General features: G+C 70.7%; 13 protein-coding genes, 1 pseudogene and 2 riboswitches. Of the genes and pseudogenes, 11 read left to right on the forward strand and 3 right to left on the reverse strand.

The annotated features are described in order from the left end of the window. Window positions 1–146 precede the first annotated feature (146 nt). Window positions 147–1,583 carry a 3-isopropylmalate dehydratase large subunit gene (gene leuC, locus I9P22_RS09245; protein ID WP_199259200.1) on the forward strand — a complete coding sequence of 479 codons (1,437 nt, stop codon included), beginning with the start codon at window positions 147–149 and terminating at the stop codon, window positions 1,581–1,583. Between the two features lie 17 nt (window positions 1,584–1,600). On the opposite strand, the gene I9P22_RS09250 is transcribed toward leuC, so the two are convergent. Then, entirely contained in the window at window positions 1,601–2,182 is a 582-nt protein-coding gene (locus tag I9P22_RS09250; protein WP_199259201.1) for a hypothetical protein, read from the reverse strand. A 92-nt stretch (window positions 2,183–2,274) separates the two neighbouring features. On the opposite strand from I9P22_RS09250, the gene leuD reads away from it, so the two are divergent. The 6 genes from leuD (at window position 2,275) to bluB (ending at window position 6,432) form a co-directional block, all read left to right on the forward strand. Continuing rightward, window positions 2,275–2,880 carry a 3-isopropylmalate dehydratase small subunit gene (gene leuD, locus I9P22_RS09255; RefSeq protein WP_199259202.1) on the forward strand — a complete coding sequence of 202 codons (606 nt, stop codon included), beginning with the start codon at window positions 2,275–2,277 and terminating at the stop codon, window positions 2,878–2,880. Continuing rightward, on the forward strand, window positions 2,871–3,923 hold the full coding sequence (locus I9P22_RS09260) for an endonuclease/exonuclease/phosphatase family protein (RefSeq protein WP_199259203.1): 1,053 nt from the start codon (window positions 2,871–2,873) through the stop codon (window positions 3,921–3,923). The genes leuD and I9P22_RS09260 overlap by 10 nt, the downstream gene beginning before the upstream one ends. A 158-nt stretch (window positions 3,924–4,081) precedes the next feature. Further along, a riboswitch (cobalamin riboswitch) is annotated at window positions 4,082–4,284 on the forward strand. Window positions 4,285–4,321: 37 nt separating this feature from the next. Further along, window positions 4,322–4,498, forward strand: coding sequence for a CbtB domain-containing protein (locus I9P22_RS09265; RefSeq protein ID WP_199259204.1), 177 nt, complete (start codon window positions 4,322–4,324; stop codon window positions 4,496–4,498). A gap of 1 nt (window position 4,499) precedes the next feature. Then, complete coding sequence (locus I9P22_RS09270) at window positions 4,500–5,198, forward strand: CbtA family protein (RefSeq protein ID WP_199259205.1); 699 nt, start codon at window positions 4,500–4,502, stop codon at window positions 5,196–5,198. A gap of 68 nt (window positions 5,199–5,266) precedes the next feature. After that, window positions 5,267–5,809 (forward strand): hypothetical protein, encoded by a 543-nt coding sequence (locus I9P22_RS09275; RefSeq protein ID WP_199259206.1) that lies wholly within the window; start codon window positions 5,267–5,269, stop codon window positions 5,807–5,809. Then, window positions 5,809–6,432: a 5,6-dimethylbenzimidazole synthase gene (bluB, locus tag I9P22_RS09280; protein WP_199259207.1), complete on the forward strand. Its 624-nt coding sequence runs from the start codon at window positions 5,809–5,811 to the stop codon at window positions 6,430–6,432. The genes I9P22_RS09275 and bluB overlap by 1 nt, the downstream gene beginning before the upstream one ends. Before the next feature lie 33 nt (window positions 6,433–6,465). Here the strand turns inward: bluB and I9P22_RS09285 are convergent, their stop codons facing one another. Then, window positions 6,466–7,983 carry a hypothetical protein gene (locus tag I9P22_RS09285; protein ID WP_199259208.1) on the reverse strand — a complete coding sequence of 506 codons (1,518 nt, stop codon included), beginning with the start codon at window positions 7,981–7,983 and terminating at the stop codon, window positions 6,466–6,468. 73 nt (window positions 7,984–8,056) lie between these two features. After that, window positions 8,057–8,668: a cob(I)yrinic acid a,c-diamide adenosyltransferase gene (gene cobO / locus I9P22_RS09290; RefSeq protein WP_199259209.1), complete on the reverse strand. Its 612-nt coding sequence runs from the start codon at window positions 8,666–8,668 to the stop codon at window positions 8,057–8,059. A 37-nt stretch (window positions 8,669–8,705) separates the two neighbouring features. After that, a riboswitch (cobalamin riboswitch) is annotated at window positions 8,706–8,906 on the forward strand. Window positions 8,907–8,983: 77 nt separating this feature from the next. Between cobO and I9P22_RS09295 the strand changes: the two genes are divergently transcribed. The 4 genes and pseudogenes from I9P22_RS09295 to I9P22_RS09310 all read left to right on the forward strand — a co-directional run. Next, the gene (locus tag I9P22_RS09295) at window positions 8,984–9,337 is read left to right on the forward strand and encodes a DUF1636 family protein (RefSeq protein ID WP_028713200.1); all 354 of its coding nucleotides are present in this window, start codon (window positions 8,984–8,986) and stop codon (window positions 9,335–9,337) included. 3 nt (window positions 9,338–9,340) lie between these two features. Further along, on the forward strand, window positions 9,341–10,375 hold the full coding sequence (gene cobW, locus I9P22_RS09300) for a cobalamin biosynthesis protein CobW (RefSeq protein ID WP_199259210.1): 1,035 nt from the start codon (window positions 9,341–9,343) through the stop codon (window positions 10,373–10,375). A gap of 3 nt (window positions 10,376–10,378) precedes the next feature. Next, window positions 10,379–13,528 carry a cobaltochelatase subunit CobN gene (gene cobN / locus I9P22_RS09305; RefSeq protein ID WP_199259211.1) on the forward strand — a complete coding sequence of 1,050 codons (3,150 nt, stop codon included), beginning with the start codon at window positions 10,379–10,381 and terminating at the stop codon, window positions 13,526–13,528. Then, window positions 13,525–14,028: pseudogene (locus tag I9P22_RS09310) on the forward strand (precorrin-3B synthase); the annotation flags it as partial. The gene cobN and the pseudogene I9P22_RS09310, both read left to right, overlap by 4 nt.

Here is a 14,028-nt window from a genome sequence, read left to right on the forward strand (position 1 = left end):
GCGCCCGCCTGCCGGGCCGGTTCTACGGCGAAAGCCTGTCCGTCACCGCGCGACTTTGACGGGTGACGGCGCCTGCGCGCGCCCTGCCGCAGGCTGCGGCATCCCCTCTCCGAATTCCCAGCTAGTCTTCCAGAAAAGAGACAGCCATGACCGGCAACACGAACGCGGGCGCGCCCCGCACCCTCTACGACAAGATCTTCGATGCCCATGTGGTCGAGCGCTCCGACGACGGCACCTGCATCCTCTATATCGACCGCCACCTGGTGCATGAAGTGACCTCGCCCCAGGCCTTCGAGGGGCTGCGCATGGCCGGGCGCAAGGTGCGCCGCCCCGACCAGACCATCGCCGTGCCGGACCACAACGTTCCCACCACCGCCGACCGCGTGAACGGCATCGAGAACCCCGAGGGCCGCATCCAGGTCGCCGAGCTGGACAAGAACGCCCGCGAATTCGGGCTGAACTACTATCCGATGTCGGACATCCGCCAGGGCATCGTCCATATCGTCGGCCCGGAGCAGGGCTGGACCCTGCCCGGCATGACCGTGGTCTGCGGCGACAGCCACACTGCGACGCATGGCGCCTTCGGCGCGCTGGCGCATGGCATCGGCACCTCGGAAGTGGAACACGTCCTGGCCACCCAGACGCTGATCCAGAAGAAATCCAGGAACATGAAGGTGGAGATCACCGGCAAGCTGCGTCCCGGCGTCACCGCCAAGGACATCACGCTGGCGGTGATCGGCAAGACCGGCACCGCCGGGGGCACCGGCTATGTCATCGAATATTGCGGCGAGGCGATCCGCGACCTGTCGATGGAAGGCCGCATGACCGTCTGCAACATGGCCATCGAGGGCGGCGCCCGCGCCGGCCTGATCGCCCCGGACGAAAAGACCTTCGACTATTGCAAGGGCCGCCCGCACGCCCCGAAAGGCGCCGCATGGGAGGCCGCGGTCAGCTGGTGGAAGACGCTCTTCAGCGACGAGGGCGCGCATTGGGACAAGGTCGTCACCATCCGGGCCGAGGACATCGCCCCGGTGGTGACCTGGGGCACCTCGCCCGAGGACGTGCTGCCGATCACCGGCACCGTTCCCGCCCCCGAGGATTTCGAGGGCGGCAAGGTCGAGGCGGCGCGCCGCAGCCTCGACTACATGGGCCTGAAGCCGGGCACCCCGCTGAACGAGATCAGGATCGACGCGGTCTTCATCGGATCCTGCACTAACGGCCGGATCGAGGATCTGCGCGCCGCCGCCGCCATCCTCAAGGGCCACAAGCTGGCGCCGGGCGTGCGCGGCATGGTGGTGCCGGGCTCGGGCCTGGTCAGGATGCAGGCCGAGGAGGAGGGGCTGGACAAGATCTTCACCGACGCCGGCTTCGAATGGCGGCTGGCCGGCTGCTCGATGTGCCTGGGCATGAACCCCGACCAGCTGGCGCCGGGCGAGCGCTGCGCCGCCACTTCGAACCGCAACTTCGAGGGGCGCATGGGCCGCGGCGGCCGCACGCATCTGATGTCGCCGGTCATGGCGGCCGCGGCGGGCATCAAGGGCCATCTGACCGATGTGCGCGAGCTTCTGGCGGAAACCGTCTGATGCTTCGGGCGGGGCCCCTAGCGGCCCCGCCGCAGCAGCAGCAAGGCGTTGACCGCGATCAGAAACAGCCCTGCATTCTCGAACCAGAAATTGAAGGCCAGGTTCGCGAAATCCAGGCTGAGGAGCCTGTCGACATGATGAAAGCCCACCGCGCGCACCAGCACGAAGCCGCACAGCACGGCCAGCCCCAGCAGGGCCAGGCCGTTGCGGCGCATCTGCCCGCGCAGGGCCTTCGTCGCCCAAAGCAGCGCGACCGCCACGCCCAGCACCAGCCCGGCGATAAAGGCCAGCTGCACCAGGTAGCGGCTGTCGTACCAGCCCTGCGCCCGGGCCATGCAGCGCCCGGTGGCGGTCAGCGCCGTCTGCAGGTCCAGCTGCTTGTTCACCGCGAGGGCCGCCATCAGCCCGGCGATCGCCAGCCACAGCCCGCGCGCCGCGCCGGCCGGCCGGCGGCGCAGCACCTTCACCGCCAGGAACAGGCAAAGAAGATACGAGAGCACCGTCAGCCAGCCGGTGATCTCGGGGTCGCCGATCTGCGGCGTCCAGTCGCGCGCAATGCAGGCGCACAGGGCGGCGAAACTCGAAAACCCGAAAAACATCAGCAAGACCCGCATAGCCATGGCGCCAGGCGCCGCTCGGGTCTCGGTTAACGGGCGCACGCGCCCCAAGTCAATTCTGCGAGGATCAAGACATGGACAAGTTCACCACCCTGACCGGCATCGCGGCACCCATGCCGCTGGTCAATATCGACACCGACATGATCATCCCGAAACAGTTCCTGAAGACGATCCATCGCTCGGGTCTGGGCAAGAACCTGTTCGACGAGATGCGCTACGACGCCGAAGGCAACGAGATCCCGGATTTCGTGCTGAACCAGCCGGCCTGGCGCGAGGCGCAGATCATCGTCGCCGGCGACAATTTCGGCTGCGGCTCGTCGCGCGAGCATGCGCCCTGGGCGCTGCTGGATTTCGGCATCCGCTGCGTGATCTCCACCAGCTTCGCCGACATCTTCTACAACAACTGCTTCAAGAACGGCATCCTGCCCATCGTCATGCCACCCGAGGTGGTGGAGGTGCTGATGGAGGACGCCAAGAAGGGCGCCAACGCCCGCATGACCGTGGACCTGGAAAACCTGACCGTGACCACCTCGGACGGCCAGAGCTTCCCCTTCGAGCTGGATCCGTTCCGCCGCCACTGCCTGCTGAACGGGCTGGACGATATCGGCCTGACCATGGAAAAGGCCGGCGCCATCGACACGTTCGAGGCGCAGATGGCCCAGAGCCGGCCTTGGGTGTAAGGGCGCTTGCCGGGGCGGCACTGCTGGCCGCCCTCGGCCTTGCCGCCCAGGCCGAGCCCTTGCGGATTGCCACCTACAGCCCCGACCTGTCGCGCGACGGGCCGGGCCTTTTGTTGCGCGACCTTGGCCGCGAGGATGCGCAAATCGCCGCGGTCGTCGCCGTGCTGGCCGAGACCCGGCCCGACATCCTGCTGCTGACCGATTTCGACTGGGATCTGGACGGCCGGGCGCTGGACGCCTTTGCCGCAAGGCTGGCCGAGGCCGGGCTGGACTATCCGCACCGTTTCGCCGCCCGGCCGAATGCCGGCATGGCGACCGGGCTGGACCTGAACGCCGACGGGCGGCTGGGCACGGCCGACGATGCGCAGGGCTTCGGCACGTTCTCGGGCCAGGGCGGCATGGCGATCCTGTCGCGCCACCCGATCGGGCCGGTGACGGATGACACGGACTTCCTGTGGCGCGACCTGCCCGGCCACCTGATGCCGGTGCTGCCCGAGGAGGTGGCGGCGGTGCGCCGGCTGTCCTCGACCGCGCATTGGGACGTGGTGGTGACCGTGGCGGGCAGCCCGCTGCACCTGCTCGCCATGTCCGCGACGCCGCCGGTCTTCGACGGGCCCGAGGACCTGAACGGCCGGCGCAACCATGACGAGCTGGCCTTCTGGCTGCACCACCTGCCCGAAGCGCCCTTCGTGCTGGCCGGCAACCTGAACATGGACCCCATGGACAGCGAGGGCCGGCCCGAGGCGCTGGCCGCGATCATGGCGCATGTCACCGACCCCCGGCCCCGCAGCGCCGGGGGCGCGGCGGCCAAGGGCGGCGTGAACGCCGGCCACAAGGGCGATCCGGCGCTGGATACCGGCGACTGGCCCGACGACAAGCCGCCGGGCAACCTGCGCGTCGATTACGTTCTGCCGGCCAAGGGCCTCACGGTGCAGGACTCAGGCGTGTTCTGGCCCGCCGACGGCCCGCTGGCCGAAGCCGTGCTGACCGCTTCCGCGCACCGGCTGGTCTGGGTCGATCTGGACTGGCCGCCGGCCCGCTGATCCGGACAAGCCGCTTGCCGCTCGCCGCCGATCCCCCGGCATTTTCTTCGTTCTCCAAATACTCATGCGACAGCGCCGCTCGCCGGCCCGTCGCCCGGTATTCGACCCCGCCCGCAACCTTCGCCCCGATTCCGCTTGCCGCCGCCACGGCATCGCAGATAACATATGCGTGTATCGGTGCCCCTTCCGGGGCCAAAAGGGAATGCGGTGCGACCCCGACCATCCGGGGCCAAATCCGCAGCCGCCCCCGCGACTGTAAGCGGAGAGCGGGCGTCCATCATGCCACTGGCCATCCGGCCGGGAAGGCGGGCGTCGGCCTTGACCCGCAAGCCAGGAGACCTGCCGATGCATGAAACCGCAACGTCGTCGGGTTGGACGACCAAAGGAAAGGGTCAAGCATGACCGCAAAATCCGCAACCGCCGCGGGCGCCGGCCGCGCCTCGGTGCTGTTTCCCGCCGTGGCCGCCTTCGCCATCGGCTTCGGGCTGATCTTCATGTCCGGGCTGGTGCAGGCCGAGACCCTGCATGATGCCGCCCATGACGTGCGTCACGCCACCGGCTTCCCCTGCCACTGACATGTTCTCGCGCATTCTGACCAGCGGATTGATCGCTGGCGCTGCAACCGGGCTGATTGCCGCCCTGTTGCAGCTTTGGTTCGTGCAGCCGGTGCTGCTGCATGCCGAGCTTTACGAATCCGGGCAGCTGGCGCATTTCGGCGCCGAGGCGGTCAGCGCGCATCCGGATCTCGGCCCCTTCGAGTGGACCCGCAACATGCTTTCGGTGCTGTTCACCATGCTGGTCTATGCCGGCTACGGGCTGATGCTGGTGGCGCTGATGGCGGCGGCCGAGGCGCGGGGCCATGCGGTCACGGCCCGGCAGGGGCTGCTCTGGGGGCTTGCCGGCTACCTGACCATGCAGCTCGCCCCCGCCTTCGGCCTGGCGCCCGAGGTGCCGGGCGTGGCCGCCGCCGACGTGCAGCTGCGCGCCATCTGGTGGCTGGGCACCGCCATCGCCACCGGGCTGGCGCTGTGGCTGATCGCCTTCGGCAAGGGCTGGGCCGCCTGGGCCATCGCGGTCGTGCTGATCCTGGCGCCGCATCTGATCGGCGCGCCGCAGCCCGAGACCTATAGCGGCCCGGTCCCGCCCGAGCTTTCGGCCGAATTCGCCGGCCGCGCGCTGGGAGCCGGGGCCATGGCCTGGGCGCTGCTCGGCCTGCTGACCGGCTGGTTCTGGCAACGCGAGGGCCAGCGGGCACCCGTTCCGCAACCGGCCTGATCCGGGCCGAAAACCCTTTCGGCCGGGCGCGAACCGTGCCCGGCCTGGCCATGAACCGGGGGACAGACATGGATCGCTCGATCCCGATGCTGCTGATCGGCCTGATCTTCGGCGGCGGCCTGGGCTTCGTCATCGCCGCCGCCAACGGCATCACCCTGGACAGCCATGACCACGGCGCGCACGGCCATGGCGCGGCCACCGCCGGGGCGGCGGCGCATGCCCACGGCGCGCCCCTCGACCTGCCGGCCGACAGCGCCAGCGCCGCGGCCCGGCTGGAGCCCGACAGCGTCTCGGGCTGGAACCTGTTCCTGCAGCTGCAGGGCTTCTGCTTCGCCCCCGAACATGCCGGCCTGTCGCCCCGGCCGGGCGAGGGGCACGCGCATCTTTACCTGAACGGCCGCAAGATCGCCCGGCTCTACGGCCCGGCCCGCCATCTCGAGACGCTGGAGCCCGGCGACCGGCTGCGGGTCGAGCTGAACGCCAACGACCACCGGCCGCTGACCGTCTCCGGCCGACCGCTTGCCGTCGAGCTGACCGTGCCCGACCGGCCCGTCGCCATCCGCGCGGGCGCCGAGGGCCTGCCAGACAGCGCCATCTGCGCAGCGCCCTGATGGAGTTCGGCCCCGAGGATCGCGCCGCCCTGGACCGCATCCTGCGCTGGCGCCGCGACGTGCGGCATTTCCGCGAGGATCCGGTCCCCGCGCCGCTGCTGGACGAGCTGCGCGCGGCGATGGAGCTGGCGCCCTCGGTCGGCAATTCGCGGCCATGGCGGGTGATCCGGGTCGAAAGCCCCGCCCTGCGCGCCGCGATCCGCGCCGATTTCCTGCGCTGCAATGCCGAGGCAGCCACCCGCTACCAGGGCCGGCAGCGGCAGGAATACGACGCGCTGAAACTGGCCGGGCTGGACCGCGCGCCGGTCTGGCTGGCGGTCTTTACCGAGATCGACCCGGCCGAGGGCCATCACCTGGGCCGCGCCACCATGGCCCGCACGCTGCAGCAATCCACCGCCATGGCGATCCATACGCTGTGGCTGGCGGCGCGAGCGCGCAACCTGGGTCTCGGCATGGTCTCGATCCTCGATCCGGCGCGGATCACCGCCTTGCTGCAGGTGCCGCAAGGCTGGGAGTTCACCGCGCTGCTCTGCCTCGGCTGGCCGGACTTCACCGACGACACCCCGCTGCTGCATCGCGCCGGCTGGCAGCAGAACACCGCCCCGGACTGGCAGCGGCGCTGAAAGGCCCCGCCGTATCGGGCGGGGCCGCCCGCTTCAGGGCTGCGAGGTGGCCGGGCCCATGGGCTGGCCGTTGACGGTGACGGGGCCGCCGCCCTCGGGCATCTGGATATCCCAGACATTCTCGCCGCTCGCGCCGGGCTTGGCCATGGCGCGGGCCATGCGCAGCATCATCAGCGGCTGGCCGGCCTGTTCCTGCGGCGCGGCAGCCAGCGCCGCCTCGACCTTGTCGAGCCCGGTCGCCGAAATCAGCGCCGAGCCGTTCGGCGGTGCGTCAGCGCCGACCGCGATGGCGGCGCGATAGTCGATCCGGTAGCCGTCGCCCTTGATCTGCGAGGGCGCGAGCGTCAGCGCCGCCTTGCCCTGCGGCAGCAGCGCCGCCTGCAGCTGCGTCGGATCCAGCTTGGCGAAGGGATCCTCGGCGGTCAGGTCGACGGCCTCGATCAGCATCTTCGCCGGCGCCGCCAGGTCGAATTCCGAGGCGGTGAAGTCCAGCGTCACCTCTTGCGGCAGGATCGGCGTGACCCAGGACGGCAGCACGCCCTCGGGCACGCTGAGACCCGACAGCGCCACCTGCTCCTGCAGGCGGCCGTCGGCGGTGACCCCGGACATGCCGACCATCACCCTGGCCGAGGCCAGCCCGAACTCGCCCAGCGGCGTGCCGACCTTGAGATCGCGCACCGCCGCATCCATCGACAGATCGTCCCACAGCGGCATGGCGGCGCTGACCCGGTCGCGCAGCGTCTCCTGCGAGCCCTTGATCAGCTCTTGCGAGGGATGGGCGACGAACCAGGCCAGCAGGGACAGCACGCCCTCGGTGCGGGCGCCGGTGATCCGGCCGCTGCCGTCATAGCCGGGCGCGGTGATGCTGATCTGCATCGGCTGGCCGCCCGGACCCATCACGATCTCCTGCGTCTGCTCCAGCTCCTCGGCGGTGAAGCTCATGGCCTGGTCGACGCCGCCGGCCTTGCCGGCCGTGCCGCTCAGGGACATCTCCATCCGCGCGGTGCGCTGGTGATCGCGCGACGCGACCTGCGGCTCTTCCGGCGCCTGCTCGGGCGCTGGCTCGGCGCCCGGCTCGGACGCGGGCGGCGGCAGAGGCGGCGCGTATTGCACGGAATCGATGACGTAATCCGTCATCACCGCCTGCTGCTCGCGGAAGCTCATCAGCGATTCGTCCCAGGTGCCGGTCGATTCGATCCTGGTCGAGCCCTTCTGCTCGAACATCTTCGGCACCACCACAGACCAGCTCAGCACCTGATCCTCGCTGACGCCCCAGCTGCCGTCGCCGTTGTCGGTCAGCCGATAGGTCAGGGCCGAGACGCTGATCTGCGCCTGCTCGGCGGGAACCTGCGCCAGAAGCGGCGCCGGGTCGATCTTCAGCTCATAGCTTTCACCCTGCGGGGTGACGCTGACCACGCCTTCGGTGCCGCCGAAATAGGTCTGGAAAACGCCCCGCAGCCGCGCCGCCCCCTCCTCGGTGGCGGGCACGGCCCAGGCCGCCGAGACCGGGCAGAAGGCCAGCAGCGCAACAAGGCCTTGTTTCAAAAACATGTGGAAATATCCTTTCGTGATCACTCGTTCTTGTCGCAGAAACTCCGCGACGCCCAGATGACAGCAGCCGGGCCTAGAATTCCACCCCCGGTTGCGCCTTGATGCCGTCGCGGAACGGATGCTTGACCTGCTCCATCTCGGTCACCAGATCGGCCGCCGCGATCAGGTCCGGTTTCGCGTTGCGCCCGGTCAGCACGACATGGGTCATCGGCGGCTTTTCGTCGCGCAGGAAGGCCAGCACCTCGTCCAGGTCCAGGTAGTCATAGCGCAGCGCGATATTGATCTCGTCCAGCAAGACCATGCGAATGGCCGGATCGCGGATCAGCGCCTTGGCCTTTTCCCAGCCGGCGCGGGCGGCGGCGATGTCGCGCGCGCGGTCCTGGGTTTCCCAGGTGAAGCCCTCGCCCATGGCGTGGAACTGGCACAGGTCTCCGAAATGCGCGGTCAGCAGCCGCCGCTCGCCGGTGTCCCAGGCGCCCTTGATGAACTGCACGACGGCACAGGGCATGCCATGGGCGATGCAGCGCAGGATCATCCCGAAGCCGGACGAGGACTTGCCCTTGCCCTTGCCGGTATGGACGATGATCAGCCCCTTCTCGCCCTGCTTCCCGGCCATCATCCGGTCGCGGGCGGTCTTGATCTTCGCCATCTTCTCGGCGTGGCGGGCGTTGTCGTCGGTCTGCATCGGGCACTCCTTCGCTTGACAAGTCGGGACCGGGCGCGCACAGACAGGGGGCGCTGGTTCCTGTCCTATGACAGGCGAAGAGGGAATGCGACAGGCAACCGCCTGGAAGCAGCCGCCCCCGCGACCGTGACCGGAGAGGTCGCCCCGAAGCCACTGGCGAAAGCCGGGAAGGCGGGGCGGCCGTGGGCCAAGGCCCGAATCCGCAAGCCGGGAGACCTGCCAGCGCAGAAGGATCGACCGGCGGACGGGGTGTTCCCGCTGGGGCTTGGGGCATTCGCGCCCCTGCGCCCTGCCGCCATAACGGATGAAGGGCGCATGACGGTCACGCTGCATGTCTGCATCACCTGCCGCGCCGGCCAGCCGGTGCTTGAGGGCGAGCCGGTGCCCGGCGCGCGGCTGCACGACGCGCTGACCGCCGAAGGCGCACCGGATGGCGTGCGCATCGTCCCGGTCGAATGCCTGTCGGCCTGCGCCAGCGGCGCGGCCATCGCGCTATCCGCCCCCGGTCGCTGGACCTATGTCTACGGCCGCATGTCGGCCGAGGACGCGCCCGAAATCCTGGCCGGCGCCGCCGCCTATGCCGGCGCCCCCGACGGCATCGTGCCCTGGCGCGAGCGCGTCACGATTTTCCGCAAGCGCAGCCTCGCGCGCATTCCTCCGATTGGGTAGCCCATGACCGACCTGACCAAGACCCCCGTGACCGTCATCACCGGCTTTCTCGGCGCCGGCAAGACCACGCTGATCCGCCACCTGATGCTGAACCCGCAGGGCAAGCGGCTGGCGGTGCTGGTCAATGAATTCGGCACCATGGGCGTCGACGGCGAGATCCTGAAATCCTGCGCCGACGAGAACTGCCCGGCCGAGAACATCATGGAACTGTCGAACGGCTGCATCTGCTGCACCGTGGCCGACGATTTCATCCCGACGCTGGAGCGGCTGATGGCGATGCCGGTGAAACCCGACCACATCCTGATCGAGACCTCGGGCCTTGCCCTGCCCAAGCCCTTGCTGAAGGCCTTCGACTGGCCGGCGATCCGCTCGCGCATCACCGTGGACGGGGTGATCGCGCTGGCCGATGCCGAGGCGGTGGCCGCCGGCCGCTTCGCCCCCGACGAAGCCGCGGTCGAGGCGCAGCGCGCCGCCGACGACAGCCTCGACCACGAGACGCCGCTCTCCGAGGTGTTCGAGGACCAGATCGCCTGCGCCGACATCGTGCTGCTCTCCAAGGCCGACCTGGCCGGCGAGGACGGGCTGGCCGCCGCCCGCGCGGTGATCGAGGCCGAGGCGCCGCGCAAGCTGCCGATCCTGCCGCTGACCGACGGGGTGATCGACCCGCGGGTGATCCTTGGTCTGGGTGCCGCGGCCGAGGACGATCTTGCCGCCCGCCCCAGCCATCACGACGGCGCCGACGACCACGAGCATGACGATTTCGACTCGGTGGTGATCGAGCTGGCCGAGATCGCCGACCCCGCCGAGCTTGCCGCGCGCATCGAGCGGCTGGCGCGCGAACAGAACATCCTGCGGGTCAAGGGCCATGTCGCCGTCGCCGGCAAGCCAATGCGCCTGCTGGTGCAGGCGGTGGGCGAGCGGGTGCGGCACCAATACGACCGGCCCTGGGGGGACGGGCCCCGCGCCTCGCGCCTGGTGGTGATCGCCGAGCATGACGACATCGACGAGACCGCGATCCGGGCGGTCCTGGCCGCGTAAGCCATGCACGTCGTCTTTCGCGAAAGCCGTGGGCTTGAGGAAACCGAGGTCCCGACCGACCCCGGCCAAAGCCCCGCCGACCTGGTGGTGCTGTCCTATTCCGACAGCGACCTCGGCGCTTTCGCGGCGGGCTGGCGCCGGGCGGCCGGCGGGTTGCCCACGCTGCGGCTCTGCAACCTCGCGGCGCTGCGGCACCCGGTCTCGGTCGACCAATATTGCGAGGCGACGCTGTCCGGCGCCCGTGCCGTGCTGGTCCGGCTGATCGGCGGCGAGCCCTATTGGCCCTATGGCGTGGCCAGCCTTCAAGACCTTGCCCGCCGCCGCGGCATCGCGCTGGCCCTGCTGCCGGCGGACGGGCGCCCCGATCCGACGCTGGACCGTTTCTCGACCCTGCCGGTGCCGCTGCTGCGCCAGCTTTCGGCGCTCTGCGACCAGGGCGGTGCGGTCGCGGCGCAGATGGCGCTGGCGGAACTGGCGCAGGCGGCAGGACTGGCCGCCGCCCCGGTCCGTGGCGAGGCCGCGATCCCGGATTTCGGCTTCTACGATCCCGACCGCGGCGTGATCGACCGCCCCGAGCCCGGCGTGCTGGTCAGCTTCTATCGCAGTTACCTGACCTCGGCCGACCTGGCGCCGGTGGATGCGATGATCCGCACCCTGCGCGCGGCGGGGCTGGCGGCGACCGGGGTCTTCGCGCCCTCGCTCAAGGCGCCGGGCTTCGCCGACTGGCTGGCGCCGCATCTGCCCGGGCTTGCGGCGGTGGTGAACCTGACCGCCTTTTCGGCCCGCGACGATGCGGGCGCGACGCCCTTTGACGCCGCAGACTGCCCGGTCTTCCAGGTGGCGCTGTCCACCGCGCCGCGCACCCTTTGGGCAGCCGAGGAGCGCGGCCTTTCCGCCGCCGACCTGGCCATGCATGTCGTGCTGCCCGAGGTCGATGGCCGCATCTTCCTGGGCGCGATCAGCTTCAAGGAACCGCAAGAGCGCGACCCCGACCTGCAATTCGCCCGTGTGATCCATGCCCCCGATATGGGCCGCATCGAGGCCGCGGTGGCGCGCATCAAGGCCTGGCTCGGCCTGCCGGCGCCGCGGCGGGCGGTGGTGTTGTCCACCTATCCCGGCAAGGCGCATCAGCTCGCCCATGCGGTGGGGCTGGACGCGCTGGCATCCTGCGGCGCGATCCTCGGGCTTACGCATGACGACCTGGGTCAACGGCTGACCACCGAGCGCGTCCACTGGCCGCTTTCGGATTACCGGCAGGCGCTGGCCCGCCTGCCGCGACGCCTGCAGGACGACCTGCAGGCGGCATGGGGCGAGCCGCCGGCCGAGGGCTTCCATTTCGCCGCCCTCCGCCACGGCGCCGACCTGATCGCCCTGCAACCCGAACGCGGCGAGGTGAAGACCCGCGCCGACGACTACCACGACCTGACCCGCACGCCGCGCCACGACTACGTCGCCTTCTACCTCTGGCTGCGGACGCGAGCGGAGGTCCTGATCCACATGGGCGCGCATGGCACGCTGGAATGGCTGCCGGGGAAATCCGTGGCGCTGTCGGACGAATGCTGGCCCGAGGCGCTGCTGGCCGACCTGCCGGTGATCTATCCCTTCATTGTCAACGACCCGGGCGAGGCCGCGCAGGCCAAGCGCCGGCTTTCGGCCGTGACGCTGGGCCACCTGCCGCCGCCGCTGGTCGACTCCGCCATCCCCGAGAACCTGGCGCATCTGGAACGGCTGCTGGACGAATATTCCACCGCCGACGGGCTGGACCCGCGCCGCCGAGACCGGCTGATCGCGGCCATCCGCGACGAGGCCCGCGCGGCAGGGGTGGAATCCGACCTGGGCCTGCCCCCCGACGCCGCGGCCGCCGAGGCGATCCCGCTGATCGACCGCTTCCTCTGCGACTTGAAGGACAGCCGCTTCGGCGACGGGCTGCACGTCTATGGCACCGCCGCGGGCGAAACCGAGGGGCTGGCCCGCGCGCTCTCGGGGCGTCGCGTGGTGCCTGGCCCCTCCGGCTCGCCGGCGCGAGGGCGGCTGGACGTGCTGCCGACCGGGCGCAACCTTTATGCCGTCGATCCGCGCGCCGTGCCCAGCCGCAATGCCCATGCCCAAGGGGTGAAGCTGGCCGAGGAGCTGCTGCGCCGCCACCTGCAGGACCATGGCGACTGGCCGAAAGGCCTGGTCGTGGACCTGTGGGGCAGCGCCACCATGCGCACGGCGGGCGAGGAATTCGCCATGGCGCTGCATCTGGCCGGCCTCTGCCCGCGCTGGGACGGCGCCTCGGGCCGCGTCACCGGCATTGAGATCCTGCCGCTGGCCGAACTGGGCCGGCCGCGCATCGACGTGACGTTGCGGGTCTCGGGCCTGTTCCGCGACATCTTCCCCGGCCTCGCGCAGCTGTTCGAGACCGGGGCCGCGGCGCTCTCCGCCCGCGACGAGGCCCCCGCGGACAATCCCTATCGCACCCGCACCCCGCGCGTCTTCGGCCCGAAACCGGGGCTCTACGGCCTCGGCCTTGCCGATCTGGCCGAAACCTTCACCGAGGAGGCCCGGCAGGCGGCGGGCGAGGCATGGCTGGCCGCTTCGAGCCACGCCATCGCCGCCGATGGCCGGATCAGCCACCAGCCACAGGCGATCCGCGACCGGCTGGCCGGGGCCGACGCCTTCGTCCACGCGCAGGACCTGCCGGAATCCGACCTGCTTCTGGCCGGCGACCATGCCGCGCATGAGGCGGGCTTCGCCGCCGCCATGGCCCGAATCGGCGCGCCGGCGCCGGCGCTCTACCACCTCGACGCCACCCGCCCCGGCCAGCCCCGCGCCCGGACCCTGGCCGAGGAAATCGCCCGCGTCACCCGCGCCCGCGCCGCCAATCCGGCCTGGGCCGACGGCATGATGCGGCACGGGTTCCGCGGCGCGGCCGAGATCGCGGCGACGCTCGACCACATGGCCGCCTTCGCCAATCTGGCCGGGGTGGTGCCCGGGCATCTTTTCGACCTCTATCACGACGCGACTCTGGGCCGGCCCGAGGTCCTGGCCTTCATGCAGCGCGAAAACCCCGCCGCGCTGGCCGCCATGCGCGCGCTCTTCACGCGGCTGCTCGATGCGGGCCTCTGGACCACGCGGCGCAACTCGGTGCTGGCCGGGGCGGCGCCATGAGCTTCGCGGTCAAGGGCTGGTGCCCCGGCGCATTGCGGCCGATGGCCTCCGGCGACGGGCTGGTCCTGCGCATCCGCGCCCGCAACGGCCGGCTGGAACCCGGACAGGCGCAGGCCATTGCCGACCTGTCCTGGAGCCATGGCAACGGCCTGATGGACCTGACCAGCCGCGCCAACCTGCAATTGCGCGGCTTCGACGCCCGGGGCCATGGCGAGGCGACCGCCGCGCTCGCCCGCCTCGGCCTGCTCGACGACAGCCCCGAGGCCGAGGCGCGGCGCAACGTCATCCTGTCGCCCTTCGCCCCGGTGGGCGGCGCGGCCTGGCAGGCGGCCGAGGCCATCGCCCGGGCGATGATCGCGCCCGACGCGCCGCCGGTGCCCGGCAAGTTCGGCTTCGCCGTCGATGCCGAGCCGCCGGTGCTGGCGCATACGCCCGCCGACATCCGCCTGCGCCCGCAGGGCGCGGGCTGGCTGGTCCTGCCCGATGGCGGCGACTGGGCG

Origin of the sequence: Paracoccus binzhouensis (genome assembly GCF_016446475.1) — a bacterium.
GTDB classification, from domain to species: domain Bacteria; phylum Pseudomonadota; class Alphaproteobacteria; order Rhodobacterales; family Rhodobacteraceae; genus Paracoccus; species Paracoccus binzhouensis.

Bases quoted from the DNA above. Each gene is read 5' to 3' on its own strand.
- leuC (WP_199259200.1), top strand. From the start codon at position 147: ATGACCGGCAACACGAACGCGGGCGCGCCCCGCACCCTCTACGACAAG.
- I9P22_RS09250 (WP_199259201.1), bottom strand. From the start codon at position 2,182: ATGTTTTTCGGGTTTTCGAGTTTCGCCGCCCTGTGCGCCTGCATTGCG.
- leuD (WP_199259202.1), top strand. From the start codon at position 2,275: ATGGACAAGTTCACCACCCTGACCGGCATCGCGGCACCCATGCCGCTG.
- I9P22_RS09265 (WP_199259204.1), top strand. From the start codon at position 4,322: ATGACCGCAAAATCCGCAACCGCCGCGGGCGCCGGCCGCGCCTCGGTG.
- I9P22_RS09270 (WP_199259205.1), top strand. From the start codon at position 4,500: ATGTTCTCGCGCATTCTGACCAGCGGATTGATCGCTGGCGCTGCAACC.
- I9P22_RS09275 (WP_199259206.1), top strand. From the start codon at position 5,267: ATGGATCGCTCGATCCCGATGCTGCTGATCGGCCTGATCTTCGGCGGC.
- bluB (WP_199259207.1), top strand. From the start codon at position 5,809: ATGGAGTTCGGCCCCGAGGATCGCGCCGCCCTGGACCGCATCCTGCGC.
- I9P22_RS09285 (WP_199259208.1), bottom strand. From the start codon at position 7,983: ATGTTTTTGAAACAAGGCCTTGTTGCGCTGCTGGCCTTCTGCCCGGTC.
- cobO (WP_199259209.1), bottom strand. From the start codon at position 8,668: ATGCAGACCGACGACAACGCCCGCCACGCCGAGAAGATGGCGAAGATC.
- I9P22_RS09295 (WP_028713200.1), top strand. From the start codon at position 8,984: ATGACGGTCACGCTGCATGTCTGCATCACCTGCCGCGCCGGCCAGCCG.
- cobW (WP_199259210.1), top strand. From the start codon at position 9,341: ATGACCGACCTGACCAAGACCCCCGTGACCGTCATCACCGGCTTTCTC.
- cobN (WP_199259211.1), top strand. From the start codon at position 10,379: ATGCACGTCGTCTTTCGCGAAAGCCGTGGGCTTGAGGAAACCGAGGTC.